We start from the raw sequence: 24419 nt of genomic DNA, 5'->3' as shown, positions 1-24419 counted from the left end.
ATTTGAAATAGCGAAAAGTCCCAGCAAACGCTGTCTTCGCGTTTCAATCTGGTATATGCCAAACTAATTACATACAGATAAGGTGAATTCATTCTAATGGCCGATTGGCAGTCCCTCGATCCCGAGGCCGCTCGTGAAGCGGAAAAATACGAAAACCCCATCCCTAGCCGTGAGCTGATTCTGGCGCACCTCTCCGAGCGCGGTTCGCCCGCTGCCCGCGAGCAGTTGGTGGAAGAGTTTGGCCTGACGACTGAAGATCAGATCGAGGCCTTGCGACGTCGGCTCCGTGCCATGGAGCGCGACGCGCAATTGATTTACACCCGTCGCGGCACGTACGCGCCAGTCGACAAGCTGGACCTCATCCTGGGTCGCATCAGCGGCCACCGTGACGGCTTCGGCTTTCTGGTTCCGGATGACGGTTCGGACGACCTGTTCATGAGCCCTGCGCAAATGCGCCTGGTGTTCGATGGTGACCGTGCATTGGCGCGCGTCTCGGGTCTTGACCGTCGCGGTCGCCGCGAAGGCGTGATCGTCGAAGTCATCTCCCGCGCGCACGAAACCGTAGTGGGCCGCTACTTCGAAGAAAGCGGCATCGGTTTCGTCCAGCCGGACAACCCAAAAATCCAGCAAGAAGTGCTGATCACACCGGGCCGTAACAACGGCGCCAAGGTCGGTCAGTTCGTCGAGGTGAAAATCACCCACTGGCCGACCCCGCGTTTCCAGCCGCAAGGCGACGTGGTTGAGGTGGTGGGCAATTACATGGCGCCCGGCATGGAGATCGATGTCGCGCTGCGTACCTACGACATCCCTCACGTCTGGCCCGAGGCTGTGCTGAAAGAAGCCGCCAAGCTCAAGCCGGAAGTCGAAGAGAAGGACAAGGAAAACCGCGTCGATCTGCGTCACCTTCCATTCGTCACCATCGACGGCGAAGATGCTCGCGACTTCGATGATGCTGTTTTCTGCGAAGCCAAACCCGGCAAGCTGCGCCTGTTCTCCGGCGGCTGGAAGCTCTACGTGGCCATCGCCGACGTATCAAGCTACGTGAAACTCGGTTCGGCGCTGGACGCTGAGTCTCAGGTGCGCGGCAACTCGGTGTATTTCCCCGAGCGCGTGATCCCGATGCTGCCTGAGCAACTGTCCAACGGCTTGTGCTCGCTGAATCCGCTGGTTGATCGTCTGGCGATGGTCTGCGAGATGACGATTTCCAAAACCGGCGAGATGACCGACTACGTTTTCTACGAAGCCGTGATTCACTCCCATGCGCGTCTGACCTACAACAAAGTCAGCTCGATGCTGGAGCATCCGAAAGCCGCCGAAGCCAAGCAGCTGCGCGAGCAGTATGGCGACGTCGTGCCGCACCTGAAGCAGCTTTATGCGCTGTACAAAGTCCTGCTGGGTGCCCGGCATGTTCGCGGTGCCATCGATTTTGAAACCCAGGAAACCCGGATCATTTTCGGGACCGAGCGCAAAATCGCCGAGATCCGTCCGACCACTCGCAACGATGCGCACAAGCTGATTGAAGAGTGCATGCTTGCGGCGAACGTGGCGACTGCAGCGTTTCTCAAGAAGCACGAGATTCCTGCGCTGTACCGCGTCCACGACGGTCCGCCGCCAGAGCGCCTGGAAAAGCTGCGTGCTTTCCTCGGCGAATTGGGGCTCTCCCTGCACAAGGGCAAAGACGGCCCGACGCCGAAGGACTATCAGGCGCTGCTCGAAACCATCAAGGACCGTCCGGATTACCACCTGATCCAGACCGTTATGCTGCGTTCGTTGAGTCAGGCGGTATACAGCTCCGATAACCACGGGCACTTCGGCTTGAATTACGAGGCGTACACCCACTTCACCTCGCCGATTCGTCGCTACCCGGACTTGCTGACTCACCGCGCCATCCGCAGTGTGATCCGCTCCAAGCAGGAAACGCCGCACGTTCGCCGTGCCGGTGCTCCTGTCATTCCGAAGGCGCGCATTTACCCATACGACGAGCCGATGCTCGAGCAGTTGGGCGAGCAGTGCTCGATGAGCGAGCGCCGTGCCGATGAGGCGACCCGCGACGTCACGAACTGGCTGAAATGCGAGTTCATGAAAGACCGCGTTGGCGAGTCGTTCCCGGGCGTGATCACAGCTGTCACCGGCTTTGGTCTGTTCGTCGAGCTGACCGATATCTACGTCGAAGGCTTGGTCCACGTCACCGCATTGCCGGGTGACTACTACCACTTCGATCCGGTCCACCATCGTCTGGCTGGCGAGCGCACAGGTCGTAGCTTCCGCCTGGGCGACACCGTTGAAGTGCGCGTCATGCGCGTTGATCTTGACGAGCGCAAGATCGACTTCGAAATGTCCGAAAAGACCACCAGCGCGCCCATTGGCCGTAAGCGTCGAACGTCTGAACCTGCTGCGGCAGATAAGGGCAAGGACTCGAAGGAATCGTCATCTGCTTCCAAGTCTGGTCGCCGCACTGCAAAAGAGCCTGTTGCCGAGGCCTATCGGCCCGGTGACGCGGCTGCCAAGAACGCAGAAGTGCGCAAAAGCCGGGAAATGAAGAAAGCGCTGCTGACCGAAGCCAAGGGTGGTAGCAAGGCATCGTCGGGAAAGTCGACGAGTGATTCCGCTGGCGCCTCAGGTAAAACCAGCAAACATCGCAAGGGGTCGTCCAAGTCGGGCTCGACCTCTGCTTCGGGCAGTGGCAGCGTGCGCAAACCTAAGGCCAAGTCATGAGTCAGCTGGAAAAAATCTACGGTGTTCATGCCGTAGAGGCGCTGTTGCGTCATCACCCAAAGCGGGTCAAACAGATCTGGCTGGCTGAAGGGCGCAGCGACCCACGGGTTCAGGTGCTCATCGAGCTCGCCGCGCAGAATCGTGTGTCGGTGGGGCAGGCCGAGCGTCGAGAAATGGACGCCTGGGTAGAAGGTGTTCATCAGGGCGTGGTGGCGGACGTCAGTCCGAGCCAGGTCTGGGGCGAGGCAATGCTCGACGAGCTGCTGGACCGCACCGAAGGTCCGCCGCTGATCCTGGTTCTGGATGGCGTCACCGATCCTCATAATCTCGGTGCCTGCCTGCGGACTGCCGATGCGGCGGGCGCACTGGCAGTGATCGTGCCCAAGGACAAGTCCGCGACATTGACGCCGACCGTTCGGAAAGTGGCATGCGGTGCGGCGGAGGTCATTCCTCTCGTCGCCGTGACCAACCTGGCGCGCACGCTGGAAAAACTCCAGCAGCGCGGCCTGTGGGTCGTCGGCACTGCGGGTGAGGCGGAGCAGGAGTTGTACCAGCAGGACCTGACCGGCCCGACCATTCTGATCATGGGCGCCGAAGGCAAAGGCATGCGACGCCTGACCCGCGAGCATTGCGACTATCTGGTGCGCCTGCCGATGGCGGGTAGCGTCAGCAGCCTCAACGTTTCGGTCGCGACAGGCGTCTGCCTGTTCGAAGCCCTGCGCCAGCGCGCCGCTGCCAAGAAGTAGTCGTCAGTAGCGAGCTGCAAGCTGCAAGCCTCAAGCTCAAGCCAGTCACGCTCCGGCTTGTAGCTTGTAGCTCAGCATCATTGTTCAAATATTCACCAATCTCCTTGCGCCCCTCCGACCCCTTCTCTACAATTGCGCCCCTTGCTGTCATGGCAGGCGCTCATGTGCCTGTCCCTGTGCAAGATAAACCAGTGTTATTCACTCCTTGTCTGACCGCTTTGGCGGCAGGCTACAACCCGTAAGGAGCATTCATGCGTCATTACGAAATCATCTTTCTGGTTCACCCGGACCAGAGCGAGCAAGTCGGCGGCATGGTTGAGCGTTACACCAAGCTGATCGAAGAAGACGGCGGCAAGATCCACCGTCTGGAAGATTGGGGCCGTCGTCAACTGGCCTATGCAATCAACAATGTTCACAAGGCTCACTACGTGATGCTGAACGTTGAGTGCACTGGCAAGGCTCTGGCCGAGCTGGAAGACAACTTCCGTTACAACGATGCCGTGATCCGTAACCTTGTCATCCGTCGCGACGAAGCTGTTACTGGCCAGTCCGAAATGCTCAAGGCTGAAGAAAACCGCAGTGAGCGCCGTGAGCGTCGCGACCGTCCTGAGCACTCCGACGCCGATGGCGCCGATGGTGATGACAGCGACAACAGCGATAACGCTGACGAGTAATCCACGGACCTTTTGAGGAGCCCATTACATGGCACGTTTCTTCCGTCGTCGTAAATTCTGCCGCTTCACAGCTGAAAATGTGAAGGAGATCGATTACAAAGATCTCAACACCCTGAAAGCCTACGTATCTGAAACCGGCAAGATCGTTCCTAGCCGCATTACTGGTACCAAAGCTCGTTATCAGCGTCAGCTGGCTACCGCTATCAAGCGCGCCCGCTTCCTGGCCCTGTTGGCCTACACCGACAGCCACGGCCGCTGAGACCAGGTAGTCGACAAACGCAGTAAGGGATAGATCGCATGCGCGCCATGGCTGAATTCATCATGCGCGGCCGCATGCAGGCCACTCTCGTAGTGGTTGGATGTGCGGCATTGCCGCTGTTGTTCTGGTTGAGTGCTGCCGCAGGTTGCCTTGTGCTCCTGCGACGCGGGATGAGTGACGCCCTGGGCGTCCTTGCCTGGGCTCTGCTGCCGGCGTTGGTCTGGTGGTATTTCGGTGAACCTCGCACCCTGATGGTGTTGCTGGGTTCCTGGGGGCTGGCCGCCGTGTTGCGTGCCAGCGAGTCCTGGGTCCGCGTGCTGCTGGTCAGCGTGGCGGTTGGATTGTTGTATGCAGTGGTTCTGGGCGCGGTCTTTCGCGAGCCCATCGAAGCCATGGCGGGGGAGCTGCAAAAGCTCTTGCCCCACGTCTTCGGTGATGTCTACCAGCAGATGTCGGTAGAAGAGCGAGCGCGTCTTGGGGCACTGATTACACCGGTCCTCAATGGCCTGATTGCAGCGTTGTTGCAGATCGTCAGCGTGGTATGCCTGCTCCTTGGGCGGTACTGGCAGGCGTTGTTGTATAACCCGGGCGGTTTCGGACGCGAATTTCGCAGCCTGAAACTCCCGCGGGCACCGATGCTGGTGCTGCTGGTGTGCATGTTGGTGGGGCCGAACTTCGGTCCTCAACTGGCGATGCTGACACCGTTGTGCAGCGTGCCGCTCATGTTCGCGGGCCTGGCCCTGATTCACGGTCTGGTGGCTGCAAAGCGCCTGACACGGTTCTGGCTGGTGGGGTTGTACGTCACGCTGTTGCTGTTCATGCAGCTGATCTATCCGTTGCTGGTGGTGTTTGCCATTGTCGACAGCCTGATTGATTTTCGCGGCCGTCTGGCGTCGAAAGATGCCGATAACGGTTCTGCGAACGGTGAAGGTTAAAGTTAAGAGGTTTTACCAAATGGAACTCATCCTGCTGGAAAAAGTCGCCAACCTGGGCAACCTGGGCGATAAAGTAAACGTTAAGGCTGGCTACGGTCGTAACTTCCTGCTGCCTTTCGGCAAAGCAACCGCTGCAACCGCTGCCAACGTGGCCGCGTTTGAAGAGCGTCGTGCAGAGCTGGAAAAAGCTGCCGCCGAGAAGAAAGCTTCTGCTGAAACTCGTGCTGCTCAACTGGCTGAGCTGGAAGTGACTATCACTGCCACCGCTGGTGACGAAGGCAAGCTGTTCGGTTCGATCGGTACTCACGACATCGCTGACGCACTGACGGCCTCCGGCGTTGAAGTGGCTAAAGCTGAAGTTCGTCTGCCGAACGGCACCATCCGTAACGTTGGCGAATACGACGTAGCCGTGCACCTGCACAGCGATGTTGAAGCTACCGTTCGCGTTGTTGTTGTAGCTGCTTAAGCAGTATGGTTTCTGCACTTCGGTGCAGAAGTCTGACCGGCTGATGAGTTGCTCCTCGGTCGGTTAGCATTGGGCACGTTCCTGTTCGCAGGTCGTGCCCTTTGTCATTTCTGAGTATCCTGATTCAACCCCCTGATTTCTGTGTGGCCATGAACGACATCTCCGCTCCTGAGCAATATGACCTGCAAACCGCTGCCCTGAAGGTGCCGCCGCATTCCATCGAGGCCGAACAGGCCGTGCTCGGTGGTTTGATGCTGGACAACAACGCCTGGGAGCGCGTGCTTGATCAGGTGTCGGATGGCGACTTCTATCGTCATGACCACCGTCTGATATTCCGCGCCATCGCCAAGCTGGCCGATCAAAACCAGCCGATCGACGTCGTGACCCTGGCCGAACAGCTGGATAAAGAAGGCCAGACTTCGCAAGTCGGTGGCCTGGGCTACCTGTCCGAGCTGGCGAAGAACATTCCGTCTGTTGCGAACATCAAGGCCTATGCCCAGATCGTTCGTCAGCGCGCGACGCTGCGCCAGTTGATCGGCATCAGTACCGAAATCGCCGACAGTGCGTTCAACCCGGAAGGGCGTACCGCTGAAGAGATTCTTGACGAGGCCGAACGGCAGATCTTTCAGATCGCCGAGGCGCGGCCAAAGACAGGCGGTCCGGTCAGCGTCAACGACCTGCTGACCCGTGCCATTGACCGCATCGACACGCTGTTCAACATCGGCGACGGCATTACCGGCCTCTCCACGGGCTACGCCGACCTGGACGAAAAGACCAGTGGTCTGCAGCAGTCTGACCTGATCATTGTCGCAGGCCGTCCGTCGATGGGTAAGACCACCTTCGCGATGAACCTCGTGGAAAACGCGGTGCTGCGCAGCGACAAGGTGGTGCTGGTTTATTCGCTTGAGATGCCAGGCGAATCGCTGATCATGCGTATGCTTTCGTCGCTGGGTCGTATCGACCAGACCAAGGTGCGTTCTGGTCAGCTCGATGACGATGACTGGCCGCGCCTGACATCGGCGGTCAACCTGCTCAACGATCGCAAGCTGTTCATCGACGATACGGCCGGCATCAGCCCGTCGGAGATGCGCGCGCGTACCCGGCGTCTGGTCCGCGAACACGGCGACATCGGCCTGATCATGATCGACTACCTGCAGCTGATGCAGATCCCTGGATCGAGCGGCGATAACCGGACCAACGAGATTTCCGAGATCTCCCGTTCCCTGAAAGCGCTCGCCAAGGAATTCAATTGCCCGGTCGTCGCGCTGTCCCAGCTCAACCGCTCCCTGGAGCAGCGTCCCAACAAGCGCCCGGTGAACTCCGACTTGCGGGAATCCGGAGCGATCGAGCAGGACGCAGACGTCATCATGTTCGTGTACCGGGATGAGGTGTATCACCCCGAGACCGAACACAAGGGCATCGCTGAAATCATCATCGGCAAGCAGCGGAACGGCCCGATCGGGTTCATCCGGCTGGCTTTCATCGGCAAGTACACCCGCTTCGAAAATCTCGCGCCGGGTAGTTACAACTTTGATGATGATGAATAAGTAGGGCTCTGGATCGCGACTTTGAGGCCCGAAGGGCTCCAGAGTCGAGAGTCATGCCGATCACTTATCCGACTACTGTCGTCGGACTTGATCAAAATTTGTGCTATTCTCCGCGACCGCGAATTTCCACGCGAAATCGCCCCCTGACACGAACACTGGTCATCGATATGCAAGCAGCCAAGCCGTTATTTGACTATCCGAAATACTGGGCCGAATGTTTCGGACCAGCGCCTTTCCTGCCGATGAGCCGGGAAGAAATGGATCAGCTTGGCTGGGATTCCTGCGACATCATCATTGTCACGGGTGATGCCTACGTCGATCACCCTTCATTTGGCATGGCAATCATCGGCCGGCTGCTGGAGTCCCAGGGCTTCCGCGTCGGGATCATTGCGCAGCCTGACTGGAAGTCAAAAGACGACTTCATGAAGCTCGGCGAGCCGAACCTGTTCTTCGGCGTCGCGGCCGGCAACATGGATTCGATGATCAACCGTTACACCGCCGACAAAAAGATTCGCTCCGACGATGCGTACACGCCGGGTGGCATGGCGGGCAAGCGTCCGGACCGTGCGAGTCTGGTCTACAGCCAGCGCTGCAAGGAAGCCTACAAGAACGTGCCGATCGTTCTGGGTGGCATCGAAGCATCGCTGCGCCGCATCGCTCACTACGACTACTGGCAGGACAAGGTTCGCAACTCGATCCTGATCGACGCCTGCGCCGATATCCTGCTGTACGGCAACGCCGAGCGGGCCATCGTCGAAGTGGCCACCCGCCTGTCCTATGGCGAGACGATCGAAAGCATCACCGATGTGCGCGGCACGGCATTCATTCGTCGTGATACGCCGGAAGGCTGGTACGAAGTCGACTCCACGCGCATCGACCGTCCAGGCAAGATCGACAAGATCATCAACCCGTACGTGAACACTCAAGACACCCAGGCCTGCGCCATTGAGCAGGAAAAGGGTGACGCTGAGGATCCGAACGAAGCGAAGGTCGTGCAGATTCTGGCGAGCCCGCGCATGACCCGCGACAAAACGGTCATCCGCCTGCCGTCGATGGAGAAGGTCCGCGGCGACGCGGTTCTGTATGCTCACGCCAACCGCGTGCTGCACCTGGAAACCAACCCGGGCAACGCTCGCGCGCTGGTTCAGAAGCACGGCGAGGTGGACGTCTGGTTCAATCCGCCGCCCATTCCGATGACCACCGAAGAAATGGACTACGTGTTCGGCATGCCTTACGCGCGCATTCCGCACCCGGTGTACGGCAAGGAGAAGATCCCGGCCTACGACATGATCCGTTTCTCGGTGAACATCATGCGCGGCTGCTTCGGCGGCTGTACGTTCTGCTCGATCACCGAGCACGAAGGCCGGATCATTCAGAACCGCTCCCACGACTCGATCATTCGCGAGATCGAAGAGATCCGTGACAAGGTTCCTGGTTTTACCGGCGTGATTTCCGACCTCGGCGGGCCGACGGCGAACATGTATCGCATCGCCTGCAAGAGCCCGGAAATCGAATCCGCGTGCCGTAAGCCGTCGTGCGTGTTCCCGGGTATCTGCCCGAACCTGAACACCGATCACTCGGCGTTGATTCAGCTGTACCGCAGCGCCCGTGAACTGCCCGGCGTGAAGAAGATTCTGATCGCGTCCGGTCTGCGTTACGACCTGGCCGTTGAATCGCCCGAGTACGTCAAGGAACTGGTGACCCACCACGTCGGCGGTTACCTGAAGATTGCGCCTGAGCACACCGAAGAAGGTCCGCTCAACCAGATGATGAAGCCGGGCATTGGCAGCTATGACAAATTCAAGCGCATGTTCGAGAAGTACTCCAAGGAAGCGGGCAAAGAGCAGTACCTGATTCCTTACTTCATCGCGGCCCACCCGGGCACGACCGATGAAGACATGATGAACCTCGCGCTGTGGCTCAAGGGCAACGGCTTCCGTGCGGATCAGGTGCAGGCGTTCTATCCGTCGCCGATGGCCAGTGCGACCGCCATGTACCACTCCGGCAAGAACCCGCTGCGCAAGGTCACGTACAAGAGCGATTCGGTCACCATCGTCAAGAGCGAGGAGCAGCGCCGTCTGCACAAGGCGTTCCTGCGCTACCACGATCCGAAGGGCTGGCCGATGCTGCGTGAAGCGCTGGAGCGGATGGGCCGTGCCGATCTTATCGGGCCGGGCAAGCATCAACTGATTCCGCTGCATCAGGTGGAAACCGATAGCTATCAGAGCGCGCGCCGCAAGAACTCGACGCCGGCCGGTAGCCACAAGGTCGCCAAGACCACCAAGATCCTGACGCAGCACACGGGCTTGCCTCAGCGTGCAAGCGACGGTAGCAAGCCTTGGGACAAGCGTGAAGAGGCCAAGGCCGCCGCGGCGGCTCGTAACAGGGACGCCGCCAAGGAGCGCGCGGATGCCGCCAAGGGTGGCAAAGGCGGCAAAAGCAAGAAGCCTTCGCGCCAGCCGGTTTTTCCACGGTAAGGGCCCCGCGCAAAGCTTCTTCGCTCCAACAAAACGCCAGCTTTCGAGCTGGCGTTTTGCATTCCGGTGCAAATAACCCCACCTGCCTCATTTCCGTGCGACCCTTGCACCATTCGTTGAGGCTGGCGCGATTTTGGTGCTGTGCCTGGCTGAACAAGCATCCTCCACGCCGGAGGCGCCTGATTTGCCGGGGTGGCATAAGTCTTGCGCAGCTCCGTTACCGTCCAGGCTCGCAGGAGGCACGCCGTGTCGATTCACATTGCCTTGCACCATGTCACGCATTACCGCTACGAACGCGCGGTTGAGCTGGGTCCGCAGATCGTCCGCTTGCGACCGGCGGCTCACAGCCGCACGCGTGTATTGTCGTATTCGCTGAAAGTCCTCCCCGAAAACCACTTCATCAACTGGCAGCAGGACCCGCAGGGTAATTACCTGGCGCGGTTGGTGTTTCCGGAAAAGACCAACGAGCTGCGCATCGAAGTGGACCTGGTCGCCGAGATGGCGGTCTTCAATCCGTTCGATTTCTTCCTTGAGCCCTACGCCGAGAAGATCCCGTTCACCTATGCCCGCGAAGAGCACCACGAGCTGCAGCCCTATTTGGAAAAGCTGCCGCTGACCCCAAGATTTCAGGCGTATCTGGACAGCATCGACCGCACGCCGATCCCGGCGATCGACTTTCTCGTCGGCCTCAACCAGCGTCTGGCCAATGACATCGGTTACCTGATCCGCATGGAACCGGGCATTCAAACGCCGGAATACACCCTCGAAAACGCGTCTGGCTCCTGCCGTGACTCCGCCTGGTTGCTGGTGCAGTTGCTGCGTCACCTGGGCCTCGCCGCGCGGTTTGTGTCCGGGTATCTGATTCAGCTCAAGGCCGATGTCAAAGCGCTGGATGGACCGTCGGGCACCGATGTTGATTTCACGGATTTGCACGCTTGGTGCGAGGTGTACCTGCCGGGCGCTGGCTGGGTGGGCCTTGACGCTACGTCCGGCTTGTTTGCCGGTGAGGGGCACATTCCGCTGGCGTGCAGCCCCGAGCCGTCTTCGGCGGCGCCGATCAGTGGCATGGTCGAGCCCTGCAACACCGAGTTCAGCCACGAGATGTCGGTGGAGCGTATCTGGGAGGCGCCCCGCGTCACCAAGCCCTACACCGAAGAGCAGTGGCAGGACATCCAGGCGCTGGGACGTCAGATCGATAACGATCTGGTCGCCCACGACGTACGCCTGACCATGGGCGGCGAGCCGACCTTTGTTTCCATCGACGACCGTGACGGCGATGAATGGAACACCGCCGCGCTGGGCCCGAAGAAGCGCTTGCTCTCCGCCGAGTTGTACCAGCGCATGCGCAACCATTACGCGCCCCAGGGCATCGTTCATTTCGGTCAGGGCAAGTGGTACCCCGGTGAGCAGTTGCCGCGCTGGTCGCTGAACTGCTTCTGGCGGCGGGACGGGCAGCCGGTCTGGCGCAACAACGCGCTGGTTGCCGACGAAGCCCGGGACTATGGCGCCGACAGCGAGATGGCGGGCAGTTTCCTGCGCAGCGTGGCCGAGCGGCTGAAGCTGCCGACGCGCTACGTTTTCCCGGCTTACGAAGACCGTTTCTATTACCTGTGGCGTGAGGGCGCGCTGCCCAAAAATGTCAGCGCCGAAGCCTCGCGCCTTGAAGACCCCCTCGAACGCGCGCGCCTGCGCAAAGTGTTTTCCCAAGGGCTGGACACGATCATCGGCCACGTTCTGCCGCTGGCGCGGACCGCTGCCGACGATCACTGGCAGAGCGGCCGCTGGTACTTGCGCGACGAGCATTGCCGTCTGGTGCCGGGTGACTCTGCCCTTGGCTATCGCTTGCCGCTGGCTTCGCAGCCGTGGGTCAAGGCGGCGGAATACCCGTACATCCACCCGACCGATCACAACCAGGCATTTGCCGAATTGCCCGACCGCGACGAGGTTCAGTCGCGACTGGAAGGCCTGGCAGAGCAGGGCGACCCGAGCGTTGACCGCGAACCCGAGATCGACGAGTCCGCCGATTGGCTGACCCGCACCGCACTGAGCGCCGAAGCACGGGGCGGGCGGTTGTATCTGTTCATGCCGCCGCTGCAATCCCTTGAGGCCTATCTGGAATTGGTCGCCGCCATCGAAGCGACGGCCGAGGACATGCGCTGCCCGGTGTTGCTGGAAGGTTACGAGCCGCCGAGCGATCCGCGTCTGGCGAACTTCCGCATCACCCCGGATCCGGGCGTGATTGAGGTCAACGTGCAGCCGTCGTCGACGTGGGATGAGCTGGTCGAACGCACCGAGTTTCTCTACGAACAGGCGCGCCTGACCCGGCTGACCACCGAGAAATTCATGATCGATGGCCGCCACACCGGCACTGGCGGCGGCAACCATTTTGTCCTCGGTGGCGCGACGCCGGGCGACTCGCCCTTCCTGCGCCGGCCGGATCTGCTGCGCAGCCTGTTGAGTTACTGGCATAACCACCCGTCGCTGTCCTACTTGTTCTCCGGATTGTTCATCGGCCCGACCTCGCAAGCTCCGCGGGTCGACGAAGCACGCAACGACTCGCTGTACGAGCTGGAAATCGCCTTTTCGCAGATGCCCAAGCCGGGCGAAGAATGCGCCCCCTGGCTGGTGGATCGGCTGCTGCGCAACTTGCTGATCGACGTGACCGGCAACACCCATCGCGCCGAATTCTGCATCGACAAACTTTATTCGCCCGACGGCGCCACAGGGCGCTTGGGCCTGCTGGAGCTGCGCGCGTTCGAGATGCCGCCGCACGCGCGGATGAGCCTGGCGCAACAGCTGTTACTGCGGGCACTGGTCGCGCGTTTCTGGCGCGAGCCCTATGCACCGGCGAAGCTGGCGCGCTGGGGCACCGAGCTGCATGACCGCTTCATGCTGCCGCACTTCATCGAGCAGGATTTCGCCGACGTCATCGCCGAACTCAACGACGCGGGTTATCCCGTGCGCGCCGAGTGGTTCGCGGCGCATCTGGAGTTTCGCTTTCCGAAGGTCGGCGACTACGCCGTCAGCGGCATCGAGCTGGAGCTGCGCCAGGCGCTGGAGCCGTGGCACGTGTTGGGCGAGGAGGGTGCAGCGGGTGGTGCGGTTCGTTATGTGGACTCATCACTCGAGCGCTTGCAGCTGAAGGTCACCGGTCTGCCGCCGCAGCGGTACATGCTCACCTGCAACGGCGTGTCGGTGCCTCTGCAACCGACCGGGCGGGTGGGCGAGTTCGTCGCGGGGGTGCGTTATCGCGCCTGGCAGCCAACCAATGCGTTGCAGCCGACGATTCCGGTGCATGCGCCGCTGGTCTTCGACATCCTCGACACCTGGATGCAGCGCTCGCTGGGGGGCTGCGAGTATCATGTGGCCCATCCTGGCGGGCGTAATTACGAGACCCTGCCGGTGAACGCCAATGAAGCGGAAAGCCGGCGTCTGGCGCGGTTCTTCCGGGTCGGCCACAGCCCCGGCAAACGGCAGGTTCCTGGGCTCACCCTCAACGATGAGCTGCCGATGACCCTGGACCTGCGCCTGCATCGATAGCAGCGCCGGCGACCTGACGTGGGGTCAGGTCGCCGTGCTGCAGATCCAAACGTGGAAGCGCACCTGCGTGTCATGTTGTCTGCGCTACTCTGAGCGCAGTTGATTCGAGTCCTTTTGTTGTCTGCCGAGCCTTCCATGCCTGACCTGCTTGACCACTATCCGCTCACCTCGGGTACCTATCACGAGATGCTGGATGCCAGCGGCGCCGTTCGGCCGCATTGGCAGCGTCTGTACGAGCATCTCCAGCGCAGCACGCCTTCGCAGCTCTTCCAGCGTCAGGCGCTGCTCGCCCGGCAGATTCAGGAAAACGGCGTGACCTATAACGTCTACGCCGACCCCAAGGGTGCCGATCGACCCTGGGAACTGGACATGCTGCCCCACGTGATTCCACTGGAAGAGTGGCAGCCCCTGGCGGCCGGTATCGCCCAGCGTGCCCGTCTGCTCAATGCCGTGCTGGCCGATCTCTACGGCCCGCAGGAACTGATCGCCGAAGGTCTGCTGCCGGCGGAGCTGGTGTTCGGCCACAACAATTTTCTCTGGCCATGCCAGGGCGTAAAGCCGCCTGAAGGCACTTTTCTGCATGTGTACGCGGTTGACCTGGCGCGCACGCCCGATGGCCGCTGGTGGGTGACCGCCGACCGGACTCAGGCGCCGTCGGGTGCCGGTTATGCGCTGGAAAACCGTCTGATCGTGTCGCGTGCGTTTCCCGAGTTGTACCGGGATATGCAAGTCCAGCACCTCTCGAATTTCTTTCGGTCGTTGCAGGAAACCCTCGCGCGCCAGGCACCGACCAGCCACGAAGCACCGCTGGTGGTGTTGCTGACGCCCGGACGTTTCAACGAGAGCTATTTCGAGCATCTTTATCTGGCCGGTCAGCTGGGCTATCCGCTGGTGGAAGGCAGCGACCTGACTGTGCGCGACGACACGGTCTATCTGAAAACCCTCAGCGGGCTGCGTCGTGTTCACGCGATCATGCGCCGTCTTGACGACGATTTCTGCGATCCACTGGAGCTGCGCACCGATTCGGCGCTGGGCGTGCCGGGCCTGCTTCAAGCGGTGCGACAGGGCCGCGTGCTGGTTGCCAATGCCTTGGGCAGCGGCGTGCTGGAATCACCGGGGCTGTTGGGGTTTTTGCCGAAGATCAATGAACACCTGTTTGGCGAAGAGTTGTTGCTGCCGTCGATTGCCACGTGGTGGTGCGGCGAGCCGCCGGTGCTGGCCCAGGCGCTGGAGAAGATGCCCGAGCTGCTCATCAAGCCCGCATTTCCTTCGCAGAGTTTCGCCCCGGTGTTCGGCCGTGATCTCAGCGACGAAGAGCGTCAGGCCCTGGCCGCGCGCATGCAGGCCCGGCCCTATGCCTACGTCGCTCAGGAACTGGCGCAGTTGTCCCACGCTCCGGTCTGGCACGGCGAGGACAGTCAGCTGCAACCCCGCGCCATCGGCATGCGCGTGTACGCGGTGGCAACGGCCGATGGCTATCGTGTCCTGCCGGGCGGACTGACCCGCGTGGCTGCCGACGCCGACGCCGACGTGGTGTCGATGCAGCGGGGCGGGGCGAGCAAGGACACCTGGATTCTTGGCGAGCGCCCGCTGGGCAGCGAACCGTGGAAACATCGCCATTCGTTGGGTGTGCATGACTTGGTGCGTCGCGACCCTTATCTGCCGTCGCGGGTGGTGGAAAATCTGTTCTGGTTCGGCCGCTACTGCGAGCGATGCGACAACAGTGCGCGCCTCCTGCGCATCATGCTCACGCGCTATGTCGACGGCGATGACCCGGTCGCCCTGCAAGCGGCGGTCGAGTTGGCCGAACGCTTGAACCTGCTGCCGCTCCAGGACGAAGAAGAGCCGAGCGAGCTGCATGAGCGTCTGCTTGAAGCGCTGTTGGGTGACGACTGGCCGTTCAGCCTGCGCTCGAATTTGCAGCGACTGCAGTGGGCGGCGTCCCAGGTGCGCGGCAAGTTGTCCCGGGAGAACTGGCAGGCGCTGGTGGAGTTGCAGCGTGAAGCGATGAGCCTGGAAACCGAGAGTCCCGACTTCGGCGAGTTGCTGGATTTTCTCAACCGGCTGGTGATGTCACTGGCGGCGCTGTCCGGTTTTGCCCTGGACGACATGACCCGCGACGAGGGCTGGCGCTTCCTGATGATCGGGCGGCGCATCGAGCGCTTGCAGTTTCTGTGCACGACGCTGGCGGCATTCCTGCGCAGCGAGGCGGTATTTCATCAGGATGCTCTGGACGGGCTGCTTGAGCTGGGTAATAGCGGCATCACTTACCGCTCGCGCTATCTGGCCCTGCCGCAGTTGATCCCGGTGCTCGATTTGCTGGTGCTGGATGATCAGAACCCCCACGCGGTGTTATTTCAGCTCAAGCTGGTGGCCCGCTCGGTGAAACGCATGAACGAGGATTTCGGGGTGCCCCAGGACAATAGTCTCGCGGCGCTGATCCAGCGGCTGTCGGTCTTCGATCTGGGCTGTCTGGGAGAGGGTCTGTTCGGCACGAGCAGCGTCAAAGCTGCGCTGGATGGGCTGGCGGATTTGCTGCAGACCATCGGCGAGACCAGCGGCCATGTGTCTGATCGGCTGGCGCTGCGTCACTTCGCCCACGTCGACGATGTCAGTCAGCGCACGGTGTCCGTCTAATGAACAGTGCCCAGTATCAGATCCTCCACGACACGCACTACAAATACGACAGCCCGGTTTCCCTGGCGCAGCAGCTCGCCCATCTGTGGCCGCGACGCAGTCCCTGGCAGCGCTGCCTGGAGCAGCACCTGGTTATCAGCCCGACGCCGACCACGCGCCGCGATGAGCTGGACGTTTTCGGCAATCCGCTGACGCGCCTGGCATTCGAACGCCCCCACGATGAGCTGCAGGTCAACGCGCGCCTGCGCATTGAAGTGCTGGAACGGCCGCGGCTGGATTTCAATGGCTCCGCTGCATGGGACGAGGCGCAGCATCGGCTGACCTACAGCGCGTCGAGGATGGCGCCGGACATCCTCGATGCCTGCCGCTATCGCTTCGAATCGCCTTACGTGCACCTGAAGCAGACGTTCGTCGATTTCTCAGCCAGCTGCTTTCCCGCTGGACGGCCGCTGCTGATGTGCGCGCAGGCGTTGATGGAAAAGATATTCGAAGAGTTCACGTTTGACGGCGAGGCGACTCAGGTTGCCACGCCATTGGTGGAAGTGCTCGAAACCCGTCGTGGCGTGTGTCAGGACTTCGCTCATCTGATGCTGGCCTGCGTGCGCTCGCGCGGGCTGGCGGCGCGTTATGTCAGCGGATATCTGCTGACCCAGCCGCCGCCCGGTCAGCCACGGCTGATCGGCGCCGATGCGTCCCACGCGTGGGTCTCGGTGTTCTGTCCGGTGCTGGGTTGGGTTGATTTTGATCCGACCAACAACGTTCAGCCGGCGCTTGAGCACATCAGTCTGGCGTGGGGGAGGGATTTTTCTGACGTGTCGCCGTTGCGCGGGGTGATTCTGGGAGGCGGGAGCCACGACCCGGAAGTGCGTGTGACCGTGATGCCGATTGCGATGTGAGGGGGAGGCCTGTTGCAGGAGCGCGCTTGCCCACGATAGATGAGTGTCAGCCAATGGATGGATCACGGCGAAAATCCTATCGCGAGCAAGCTCACTCCTACAGATTTTCGCGTTCATCCATCCCATTGCGCTGAATCAGATGATCACTCAGCAGGCTTTTCTTCAGCGGAGCCTTTTACGTCGGTGGCGCCATCAGCTTCGGTGGAGCCTTCGGCGTTTTCGCCGTCTACGACTGCACCTTCTCCAGCCTCTGCTTCAGCCTTCTCGGCCTGCTTGCGCTGTGCTTTTTCCTCTTTCTTTTGCTCTTTTGCCAGATCACGTTGGCGTTTGGCGAAGGAATAGTTGGGTTTGGCCATGGGCAGTCCTCGAGGCAGACGATAAGTCAGCACATTCTGCCTGAGAATGGTGCAAAACCGGCGTGGTATTTTTCCTCAGGCGGTCATCGATGCTGGTCAGTCGCCCGCCATTACAGGTCCTGTCCGTTGGAAACCGCACGTTGATAGACGCCGTAAGCCTGGCTGGCGCGGTCGTAACTGCCCGATGCGCCACAGGCGTAAGCGGCGAGCAAGCTGCGGAAAATGCTGGAGAGTTGCATGGGATCGTCCTGAAGATAGGTGACAGGGCGAGCTTATGCAGCCATCGTAGTGCTGACTGTTTGATTGTCTCGATGGCACTGATAGTGCCACCCGAGGTGACCGGTATTACCGGTTGATAACGTGTTTTAATTTGAGGGCAGTCCTTGTGTACAAAGTTGCAGGCTGCCCACCAGGAGACGCACCATGATTCGCAAGCTTGTCGCTGCATCCGTTCTGACTTTGGCCAGTGGGCACCTGCTGGCGGCCGAATGCTCGGTCGAAGTCGATTCCACCGACCAGATGACGTTCACCACCAAAGCCATCGAAATCGACAAGAGCTGCAAGCAGTTCACCGTGAACCTGAAACACTCCGGCAGCCTGCCTAAGGCCGTGATGGGCCACAACCTGGTCATCAGCAAATACGATGAAATGTCGCAGATCGCCACAGACGGCATGAGCGTCGGCATCGACAAGGATTATCTGAAGGACGGTGACGCGCGCGTTATTGCCCACACCAAAGTGATCGGCGGAGGCGAGAAGGATTCGGTCACCTTCGACGTATCCAAACTGGACCCGGCCGAGAAATACGGCTTCTTCTGCTCGTTCCCAGGCCACATCGGGATGATGAAAGGCACTGTCACGTTGAAGTGACCGCTAAGCCTGCTTCGAATCGGTCATCTTGAAGATGCCCTGGGCGTTGCTGCTGTCGAAGTTGAGATCGATCCTGCCGTTATCAGGGTCGATCTTGCGCTGAATGAACTCCACGAATGAGCCCGGCACCTTATGCGCCACCACGACGCCCTGGGCATTCAAGAGTTCTCGGCTTACCGTGCAGGCTTTGTACGCGGTCTGCATGACCCTTCCCGAACCTGATACCTCGATGCTGTCCTTCATCGGCCGCTCGCGCCGATTCTGCTCGGCCACTGTCGCTTCCAGATTCACCACCCGGTCGGTCAGATGATTGAAGCTGTTGCCTTCAGTAGCGATCCACGCCATTTCCGCGCTTTCGCTCAACAGTTGGCGATAGTCGTCCTCCCGAACGACGCCGTGCTGGCGGCCGAACGCGCGGTACAGCGCCGGCAGCAGGCGCGTGGCTTCCGCCAGGCTGCAATGCCGGGTGGTGCGCAGGCGATTGAGGACACTCAGGTCTTCAGGGCTCAACGGGTCGCGGCTCGAGCCGACGACGCGGCTGACCGCGTCTTGAAACGACTGACTGAGTCGCCCTGGGTGCAGTTCGGAAACGAAGAACTGCGCGATGTCTTCCGGCAGGTCCATCTGACGATAGCCCCAGCCGGTCATGTTCAGCTTGGTCAGCGGATAGGTGCGCACATCGGTGAAACCCAGCGGCTCCAGCAGGCGCGAGAAGGCCTGACGACCACGCGGCAATTCGCCGTTCCCCGCCCAATCGACGGTGCGGATGGCGCCGTGGTCAAACACCACCTTGCGGCCGACCTCGAATTGCTCGTCCACATAGCGAAGCCCGTCCGGCACTGCCTCCACCAGCTTGTGAAACAGGCAAAGGTTCAACGCTTCGGCGAGCCACACGCGATGGATCGCCTCTTCAGACCAGGAAAACCCGCTCAGCGCTTGTGGCACCTCGACGCGGTGTTCCAGCCATGCTGCAGCGGGCTGGCCGACGGTGGACGCAACGAGGGTGAAGAGGCCTTGGAAAGCAGTCATGGATAGCGGCTCTGGGCGGGATAGTCAGAGCGCTATGTAAGCCGTGATGGCGAGCGCCATCAAGCGAAAAGAACTAACGGGTTCATTCCGTTTTTGAATGCAGCACCGTTCGACCTGCGCTGTGTATCGCGTGAATCACTGTAGGAGCGCGCTTGCCCGCGAACGAGTTGGGTCAGTTATGCACATGGCGACTGACAAAACGCTTTCGCGGGCAAGCGCGCTCCTACAGGATTTGCATGCGCTTAAGCGACTGGATTCACAGCCCAAAGGCGCGCTTCCGTTCCCGGAAGGATTACGGCGCGTACGGCAGATCCCGTTTGTGCTGGGTCTTGCGGTAAGTGCTGACAATGATCTCGGCGGTTTCCTGTTTGACCGGCTCGCCGTGCAGGAAGGCGTCGATCTCGGCGTAGCTGATGCCGTGGGCCGCTTCGTCCGGTTTGCCGGGGACCAGTTCTTCGAGGTCGGCGGTGGGGACTTTCTCCACAAGATTCTGCGGTGCGCCGAAGCTGCGGGCGATCGCGCGGACCTGATTCTTCACCAGACCGCTCAACGGCGCCAGGTCGCAGGCGCCGTCGCCGAACTTGGTGTAGAAACCCATCACCGCTTCAGCCGCATGGTCGGTACCGATGACCAGACCGCCTTTCACGCCAGCAATGGCGTACTGCGCGACCATTCGCGCCCGGGCCTTGATGTTGCCTTTGACGAAATCCACGGTATTGGCCGGCTGGCCCTCGAAGGCTTTGATCTGCCCGACCAGCGCCTTCACCGAGGGCGCGATGTCCACTGTGTGGCGCTCATCGGGATTGATGAAATCCACCGATGCGGTGGCTTCGTGTTCGTCGTGCTGGATGTGATACGGCAGGCGCACGGCGACGAAGGTGTAGGCATTGTCGCCGGTACTTTCACGCAGCTCGCGAATGGCGCGTTGGGCCATCAAACCCGCTGTCAGCGAATCCACGCCACCACTGATGCCCAGCACCAGCACCTTCAGACGGGCGTTATGCAGGCAGTCCTTGATGAATTGCACGCGGCGGCTGACTTCCGCCTGCAGCACCTCATCATTGGCAAAAGGCGGCTGGACGTTGAGCTGCCGGGCGATCTCGCGCTGTACGTCTTGCATGATTGACTCCTCGAGCAAAAAAGGAATGGCATAAAAAGGGCGGCGGTCGGTGCTCGACTCAGGCTGGCACCTTGAATACGTGGCGCAGATAGGACACGAATTCCGGGTCCTTGCACTGCGTTTTGCCGGGCTCGTCGGAAATCTTGGCGACGGGCTGGCCGGCGCAGGCGGTCATTTTCAGCACGATGCTCATCGGCTGGATCCCCGGGATGTCGGCGGTCAGGTTGGTGCCGATCCCGAAACTGACGTTGATGCGGCCCCGCAGCGCCCGGAATATTTCCAGCGCCTTGGGCAGATTCAACCCGTCGGAGAACACCAGCGTCTTGCTCATCGGCTCGATGCCCAGCTTTTGATAATGCCGGATGCATTTTTCGGCCCACTGCACAGGATCGCCCGAATCGTGGCGCAGGCCGTCGAAGAGCTTGGCGAAGAACAGGTCGAAATCACCGAGGAAGGCATCGGTGGTGATGCAGTCTGTCAGCGCAATACCCAGCAGGCCTCGGTATTCGCGCACCCAGCAATCGAGGGCGGCAATCTGGCTGTCGATCAGGCGCGGGCCGAGTTGCTGGTGGGCCATGATCCATTCGTGGGCCATGGTGCCGAGAGGCTTGAGGTCGAATTTGCGCGCCAGGTGCACGTTACTGGTGCCGACGAACTGGCCGGGGAAATCCTTTTTCAGCACCGAAACGACGTCTTCCTGCACCGCGTAGGAGAAACGCCGGCGCGTGCCGAAGTCAGCGACTTTCAATTCCGCCAGTTCGTCGGCGGTGGCGGTTGCGTTCAGCCAGTCGAATTTTCGATACAGCTGATCGCGAGCCTGACTGAGCAGGGTTTCCGGGTTGCGATGGCGATTGCGGACTTCGCTGACGATGGCCAGGACGGGCACTTCGAAGAGGATCACGTGCAGCCACGGGCCGGACAGGCGGATGCACAGTTCGTCGTTTTCGATGGTGGTCTGGACGTAGCGCAAGTTGAAACGGAACAGCCCGAGGAAACGCAGGAAGTCGGGCTTCATGAAATTGATGCGCTCGAGGAAACCGGTCTCGTCGACACTCAGCGACAGGTCGCAGAGCTGCTCGATCTGATAGCGGATCTCGTTCAGATACGGCCTGAGGTCTTCACCGTTGCGGCAGCGAAACTCCCACTCGACTTCGACGTTGGGGTAGTTGTGCAGCACGGCCTGCATCATGCTCAGCTTATAGAGGTCGGTATCGAGCAGGTTCTGCACGATGCGGTCCGCGAAAGCGCTCTCACTCATTGTGTCGCTCCAGCCAGCAGCGGCCGCCAATGTGCGGCCCGGGATTCAATTGGGTGTGTCGCATACAACCTTGCGGTAGCGCTGTGGCGGTACGTCCGGTTTGTTATTGACGATGGCCGACATAATGCCAGTGGTCGTGGAAGAGGGGCAGAAATGTTTGGGTGCACGGTGATTTCCGGTAGGAGCGTGGCTTGTCCCGCGATCTGGCGCGAAGCGGCAGTCATGCTGGTGAATGCTGTTTGTCTGACACAACCGGGGGAACGGATTACGACTGCTAAGCAGCCGATCGCGGGACAAGCCACGCTCCTACAATGTTGCGGATATCCAGACTACTGCGGCGTTGGCTCATTGAGCTGTTCCAGCATCCACTCCACAAACACGCGAATCTTCGGCACTTCGGCGGCGTGCTCCGGGTATGCCAGGTAATACGCATCCTGGCTGGGGAGGGCGTGTTGCCAGGGGATGATCAGCTTGCCGTCCGCCAGCTCTTCCTCCACCAGAAACCGGGGCAGCAGCGCGACGCCGCAGCCCACTTGCGCTGCGCGAATGCACATATAGATCGTTTCGAAGCGCGGGCCGTGATAGCTGTGCTCGGTCTGGTAACCCTGACTGTCGAACCAGTCATGCCAGGCCTGGGGACGATGCGCGTTTTGCAGCAGGACCAGATCGGTCAGTTGCGTAGGATCGGTGAACGGCTCCTCAGGCACGCTGCCTGGAGCGCAGACCGGGACGAGCTCTTCACTGAACAGCCTCACGCTCTCGGCACCGGGTCGGGCGCCACCGCCGAAATAGAACGACAGGTCGCAGCGGCTCTGAGCCAGGTCATCGCTTTCCTGTTCGTTGACCAGATCCAGATGAATGTGCGGATGACGCAAGCGCCAGCCCTTGAGTCGCGGTACCAGCCAGCGGGCGCCGAAGGTCGAAGGCGTCGATACGCGCAAGACTTCGGTTTCGCCGCCGTAGGAACGCAGGAAGTGCGTCGACATTTCCATCTGCGTGAGCACTTTGCGCACCTCGCCCAGGTACAGCGCTCCGGCTGGCGTCAGTTGCAGGCGCCGACGAACCCGTCGGAACAACAGATGCTGCACCAACTCCTCCAGCTGGGCCACCTGCTTGCTGACGGCGCTCTGGGTGAGGTTCAGCTCCTCGGCCGCACGGGTGAAACTCAGGTGCCGGGTCACCGCTTCAAAACATTGCAGCGCGGTGACCGACGGGAGATGGCGTTTGCTCAGCATATTCGGCTCGTTCAGCGTCAGCATGAAAAAACGGAATGATATCTCGCTTAATCGTCGTTTGTTGCAGTGTCGCCGGGCAGCTATTACTAGAGGCTGACGAAATAACCAATATTTGGCATTCCGCTTTCGCGCTTACGATCAGTTTCAGGAGAAATCATGCTCAACGACCTGCTTACCCGACTCGGTGTCGATGCCGCGCTTTATCTAAAGGGCGACAAGCCTGTTCACACGCCGATCGATGGCAGCCAGGTGGCGTCGGTGAGCTGGGAAAGCGCCGCCGAAGTCGAGCAGCGCATCACCCGCGCCGACCACGCCTTCGACGCGTGGCGCAAAGTGCCCGCGCCCCGTCGTGGTGAGCTGATTCGTCTGTTTGGCGAAGCGCTGCGCAAGCACAAAACCGACCTGGGCGAGCTGGTGTCGTGGGAAGCCGGCAAGATCACTCAGGAAGGTCTTGGCGAAGTGCAGGAAATGATCGACATCTGCGACTTCGCCGTCGGCCTGTCGCGTCAGATGTACGGCCTGACCATCGCTTCCGAGCGCCCGGGTCACCACATGCGTGAAACCTGGCACCCGCTGGGCGTCGTCGGCGTCATCAGCGCATTCAACTTCCCTGTCGCGGTCTGGTCGTGGAACACCGCATTGGCACTGGTCTGCGGTAACTCGGTGATCTGGAAACCTTCGGAAAAGACGCCGCTGACGGCGCTGGCTTGCCAGGCGCTGTTCGATAAGGTCGCGGCTGAGTTCTCGGACGCTCCGCAGTACCTCACCCAATGCATCGTCGGCGGCCGCGAAGCCGGTGAGGCGTTGGTCGATGACGCCCGCGTCGCGCTGATCAGTGCCACTGGCAGCACACGCATGGGCCGCGAAGTGGCGCCGAAACTCGCTGCACGTTTCGCCCGCAGCATTCTTGAGCTGGGCGGCAACAACGCGATGATTCTGACCCCAAGTGCCGACCTGGATCTGGCCGTCCGCGCGGTGCTGTTCAGCGCTGTCGGCACGGCTGGCCAACGTTGCACCACCCTGCGCCGTTTGATCGCGCACTCGTCGGTGAAGGCGGAGTTCGTCGAGCGCCTGAAAGCGGCGTACGCCAAAGTGCGCATCGGGCATCCGCTGGAAGGCAATCTGGTGGGTCCGCTGATCGACAAGCAAAGCTACGAAAACATGCAAGAAGCCCTGGAACAGGCGTTGAGCGAAGGCGGCAAGGTGTTTGGCGGCAAGCGCCAGTTGCAAGAGCAATTCCCCAACGGTTACTACGTCTCCCCGGCTATCGTCGAGATGCCGGAGCAGAGCGATGTCGTGCGCAGCGAAACCTTCGCGCCGATTCTGTACGTGGTGGGCTATGAGGAATTCAGCGAGGCGGTGCGCCTGAACAACGATGTGCCCCAAGGTTTGTCGTCCTGCATCTTCACCACCGACGTGCGCGAGGCCGAGCAATTCATCTCGGCGCTGGGCAGCGATTGCGGCATCGCCAACGTCAACATTGGCCCGAGTGGTGCAGAGATTGGTGGCGCGTTCGGTGGCGAGAAAGAAACCGGCGGCGGTCGCGAATCCGGCTCGGACTCGTGGAAAGGCTACATGCGCCGCCAGACTGCGACCGTGAACTACTCCCGGGAATTGCCGCTGGCGCAGGGGATTACCTTCGATTGATGGTTTGTGTAG

Annotated in this window: 19 protein-coding genes; 13 read left to right on the top strand and 6 right to left on the bottom strand. The window is 60.8% G+C overall.

Going from position 1 to position 24419, the window contains the following annotated elements:
* The first annotated feature begins 96 nt into the window (after positions 1 to 96).
* The 11 genes from rnr to BMY98_RS17970 all read left to right on the top strand — a co-directional run bounded on the left by rnr (position 97) and on the right by BMY98_RS17970 (position 16892).
* Positions 97 to 2715, top strand: a complete 2619-nt coding sequence (gene rnr / locus BMY98_RS18020) for a ribonuclease R (RefSeq protein ID WP_074891414.1) — start codon at positions 97 to 99, stop codon at positions 2713 to 2715.
* Positions 2712 to 3461: a 23S rRNA (guanosine(2251)-2'-O)-methyltransferase RlmB gene (rlmB, locus tag BMY98_RS18015; RefSeq protein WP_037015712.1), complete on the top strand. Its 750-nt coding sequence runs from the start codon at positions 2712 to 2714 to the stop codon at positions 3459 to 3461. Before rnr ends, rlmB begins: the two co-directional genes overlap by 4 nt.
* A 251-nt stretch (positions 3462 to 3712) precedes the next feature.
* Positions 3713 to 4135 carry a 30S ribosomal protein S6 gene (gene rpsF / locus BMY98_RS18010; protein ID WP_065987796.1) on the top strand — a complete coding sequence of 141 codons (423 nt, stop codon included), beginning with the start codon at positions 3713 to 3715 and terminating at the stop codon, positions 4133 to 4135.
* Between the two features lie 28 nt (positions 4136 to 4163).
* A complete protein-coding gene (rpsR, locus tag BMY98_RS18005; RefSeq protein WP_037015707.1) occupies positions 4164 to 4394 on the top strand; it encodes a 30S ribosomal protein S18 in 231 nt (76 codons plus the stop codon).
* 38 nt (positions 4395 to 4432) lie between these two features.
* A complete protein-coding gene (locus BMY98_RS18000; RefSeq protein ID WP_065987795.1) occupies positions 4433 to 5329 on the top strand; it encodes a YybS family protein in 897 nt (298 codons plus the stop codon).
* A 19-nt stretch (positions 5330 to 5348) separates the two neighbouring features.
* On the top strand, positions 5349 to 5795 hold the full coding sequence (gene rplI, locus BMY98_RS17995; protein WP_065987794.1) for a 50S ribosomal protein L9: 447 nt from the start codon (positions 5349 to 5351) through the stop codon (positions 5793 to 5795).
* 149 nt (positions 5796 to 5944) lie between these two features.
* Positions 5945 to 7342 carry a replicative DNA helicase gene (gene dnaB / locus BMY98_RS17990; RefSeq protein ID WP_065987793.1) on the top strand — a complete coding sequence of 466 codons (1398 nt, stop codon included), beginning with the start codon at positions 5945 to 5947 and terminating at the stop codon, positions 7340 to 7342.
* Positions 7343 to 7509: 167 nt separating this feature from the next.
* On the top strand, positions 7510 to 9819 hold the full coding sequence (locus BMY98_RS17985; RefSeq protein WP_074891413.1) for a YgiQ family radical SAM protein: 2310 nt from the start codon (positions 7510 to 7512) through the stop codon (positions 9817 to 9819).
* Between the two features lie 246 nt (positions 9820 to 10065).
* Positions 10066 to 13359, top strand: coding sequence for a transglutaminase family protein (locus BMY98_RS17980; RefSeq protein WP_074891411.1), 3294 nt, complete (start codon positions 10066 to 10068; stop codon positions 13357 to 13359).
* A gap of 135 nt (positions 13360 to 13494) precedes the next feature.
* Entirely contained in the window at positions 13495 to 15996 is a 2502-nt protein-coding gene (locus BMY98_RS17975) for a circularly permuted type 2 ATP-grasp protein (RefSeq protein WP_074891410.1), read from the top strand.
* Positions 15996 to 16892, top strand: coding sequence for a transglutaminase family protein (locus BMY98_RS17970; RefSeq protein WP_074891408.1), 897 nt, complete (start codon positions 15996 to 15998; stop codon positions 16890 to 16892). The genes BMY98_RS17975 and BMY98_RS17970 overlap by 1 nt, the downstream gene beginning before the upstream one ends.
* 143 nt (positions 16893 to 17035) lie before the next feature.
* On the opposite strand, the gene BMY98_RS17965 is transcribed toward BMY98_RS17970, so the two are convergent.
* Together BMY98_RS17965 and BMY98_RS27830 are read right to left on the bottom strand one after the other, a co-directional pair.
* Positions 17036 to 17248, bottom strand: coding sequence for a hypothetical protein (locus tag BMY98_RS17965; RefSeq protein ID WP_074891406.1), 213 nt, complete (start codon positions 17246 to 17248; stop codon positions 17036 to 17038).
* A 110-nt stretch (positions 17249 to 17358) separates the two neighbouring features.
* Positions 17359 to 17487: a hypothetical protein gene (locus tag BMY98_RS27830; protein WP_281248189.1), complete on the bottom strand. Its 129-nt coding sequence runs from the start codon at positions 17485 to 17487 to the stop codon at positions 17359 to 17361.
* Between the two features lie 184 nt (positions 17488 to 17671).
* On the opposite strand from BMY98_RS27830, the gene azu reads away from it, so the two are divergent.
* Positions 17672 to 18118 (top strand): azurin, encoded by a 447-nt coding sequence (azu, locus tag BMY98_RS17960; RefSeq protein WP_074891405.1) that lies wholly within the window; start codon positions 17672 to 17674, stop codon positions 18116 to 18118.
* Between the two features lie 3 nt (positions 18119 to 18121).
* Here azu and BMY98_RS17955 read toward each other — a convergent pair whose 3' ends face one another.
* From BMY98_RS17955 to BMY98_RS17940, 4 genes are all read right to left on the bottom strand, one after another.
* The gene (locus tag BMY98_RS17955; protein WP_074891403.1) at positions 18122 to 19147 is read right to left on the bottom strand and encodes a DUF1338 domain-containing protein; all 1026 of its coding nucleotides are present in this window, start codon (positions 19145 to 19147) and stop codon (positions 18122 to 18124) included.
* Positions 19148 to 19439: 292 nt separating this feature from the next.
* Positions 19440 to 20267, bottom strand: a complete 828-nt coding sequence (nadE, locus tag BMY98_RS17950; RefSeq protein WP_074891402.1) for an ammonia-dependent NAD(+) synthetase — start codon at positions 20265 to 20267, stop codon at positions 19440 to 19442.
* 58 nt (positions 20268 to 20325) lie between these two features.
* Positions 20326 to 21525 carry a nicotinate phosphoribosyltransferase gene (pncB, locus tag BMY98_RS17945; RefSeq protein WP_074891400.1) on the bottom strand — a complete coding sequence of 400 codons (1200 nt, stop codon included), beginning with the start codon at positions 21523 to 21525 and terminating at the stop codon, positions 20326 to 20328.
* Between the two features lie 329 nt (positions 21526 to 21854).
* On the bottom strand, positions 21855 to 22760 hold the full coding sequence (locus BMY98_RS17940; protein ID WP_074891399.1) for a LysR family transcriptional regulator: 906 nt from the start codon (positions 22758 to 22760) through the stop codon (positions 21855 to 21857).
* A 156-nt stretch (positions 22761 to 22916) separates the two neighbouring features.
* Here BMY98_RS17940 and amaB point away from each other — a divergent pair, with 156 nt between their 5' ends.
* On the top strand, positions 22917 to 24407 hold the full coding sequence (gene amaB, locus BMY98_RS17935) for an L-piperidine-6-carboxylate dehydrogenase (RefSeq protein ID WP_074891397.1): 1491 nt from the start codon (positions 22917 to 22919) through the stop codon (positions 24405 to 24407).
* Positions 24408 to 24419 lie beyond the last annotated feature (12 nt).

The sequence above is a fragment of the Pseudomonas graminis genome, assembly GCF_900111735.1.
Classification (GTDB): Bacteria; Pseudomonadota; Gammaproteobacteria; order Pseudomonadales; family Pseudomonadaceae; genus Aquipseudomonas; species Aquipseudomonas graminis.
The sequence above is the reverse complement of the archived record's forward strand: the minus strand, read 5'-3'. Positions and strand labels throughout refer to the sequence as shown.

What these genes read in the sequence shown, in the direction of transcription:
- rnr (WP_074891414.1), top strand. Translation starts at nt 97, where the DNA reads ATGGCCGATTGGCAGTCCCTCGATCCCGAGGCCGCTCGTGAAGCGGAA.
- rlmB (WP_037015712.1), top strand. Translation starts at nt 2,712, where the DNA reads ATGAGTCAGCTGGAAAAAATCTACGGTGTTCATGCCGTAGAGGCGCTG.
- rpsF (WP_065987796.1), top strand. Translation starts at nt 3,713, where the DNA reads ATGCGTCATTACGAAATCATCTTTCTGGTTCACCCGGACCAGAGCGAG.
- rpsR (WP_037015707.1), top strand. Translation starts at nt 4,164, where the DNA reads ATGGCACGTTTCTTCCGTCGTCGTAAATTCTGCCGCTTCACAGCTGAA.
- BMY98_RS18000 (WP_065987795.1), top strand. Translation starts at nt 4,433, where the DNA reads ATGCGCGCCATGGCTGAATTCATCATGCGCGGCCGCATGCAGGCCACT.
- rplI (WP_065987794.1), top strand. Translation starts at nt 5,349, where the DNA reads ATGGAACTCATCCTGCTGGAAAAAGTCGCCAACCTGGGCAACCTGGGC.
- dnaB (WP_065987793.1), top strand. Translation starts at nt 5,945, where the DNA reads ATGAACGACATCTCCGCTCCTGAGCAATATGACCTGCAAACCGCTGCC.
- BMY98_RS17985 (WP_074891413.1), top strand. Translation starts at nt 7,510, where the DNA reads ATGCAAGCAGCCAAGCCGTTATTTGACTATCCGAAATACTGGGCCGAA.
- BMY98_RS17975 (WP_074891410.1), top strand. Translation starts at nt 13,495, where the DNA reads ATGCCTGACCTGCTTGACCACTATCCGCTCACCTCGGGTACCTATCAC.
- BMY98_RS17970 (WP_074891408.1), top strand. Translation starts at nt 15,996, where the DNA reads ATGAACAGTGCCCAGTATCAGATCCTCCACGACACGCACTACAAATAC.
- BMY98_RS17965 (WP_074891406.1), bottom strand. Translation starts at nt 17,248, where the DNA reads ATGGCCAAACCCAACTATTCCTTCGCCAAACGCCAACGTGATCTGGCA.
- BMY98_RS27830 (WP_281248189.1), bottom strand. Translation starts at nt 17,487, where the DNA reads ATGCAACTCTCCAGCATTTTCCGCAGCTTGCTCGCCGCTTACGCCTGT.
- azu (WP_074891405.1), top strand. Translation starts at nt 17,672, where the DNA reads ATGATTCGCAAGCTTGTCGCTGCATCCGTTCTGACTTTGGCCAGTGGG.
- BMY98_RS17955 (WP_074891403.1), bottom strand. Translation starts at nt 19,147, where the DNA reads ATGACTGCTTTCCAAGGCCTCTTCACCCTCGTTGCGTCCACCGTCGGC.
- nadE (WP_074891402.1), bottom strand. Translation starts at nt 20,267, where the DNA reads ATGCAAGACGTACAGCGCGAGATCGCCCGGCAGCTCAACGTCCAGCCG.
- pncB (WP_074891400.1), bottom strand. Translation starts at nt 21,525, where the DNA reads ATGAGTGAGAGCGCTTTCGCGGACCGCATCGTGCAGAACCTGCTCGAT.
- BMY98_RS17940 (WP_074891399.1), bottom strand. Translation starts at nt 22,760, where the DNA reads ATGCTGAGCAAACGCCATCTCCCGTCGGTCACCGCGCTGCAATGTTTT.
- amaB (WP_074891397.1), top strand. Translation starts at nt 22,917, where the DNA reads ATGCTCAACGACCTGCTTACCCGACTCGGTGTCGATGCCGCGCTTTAT.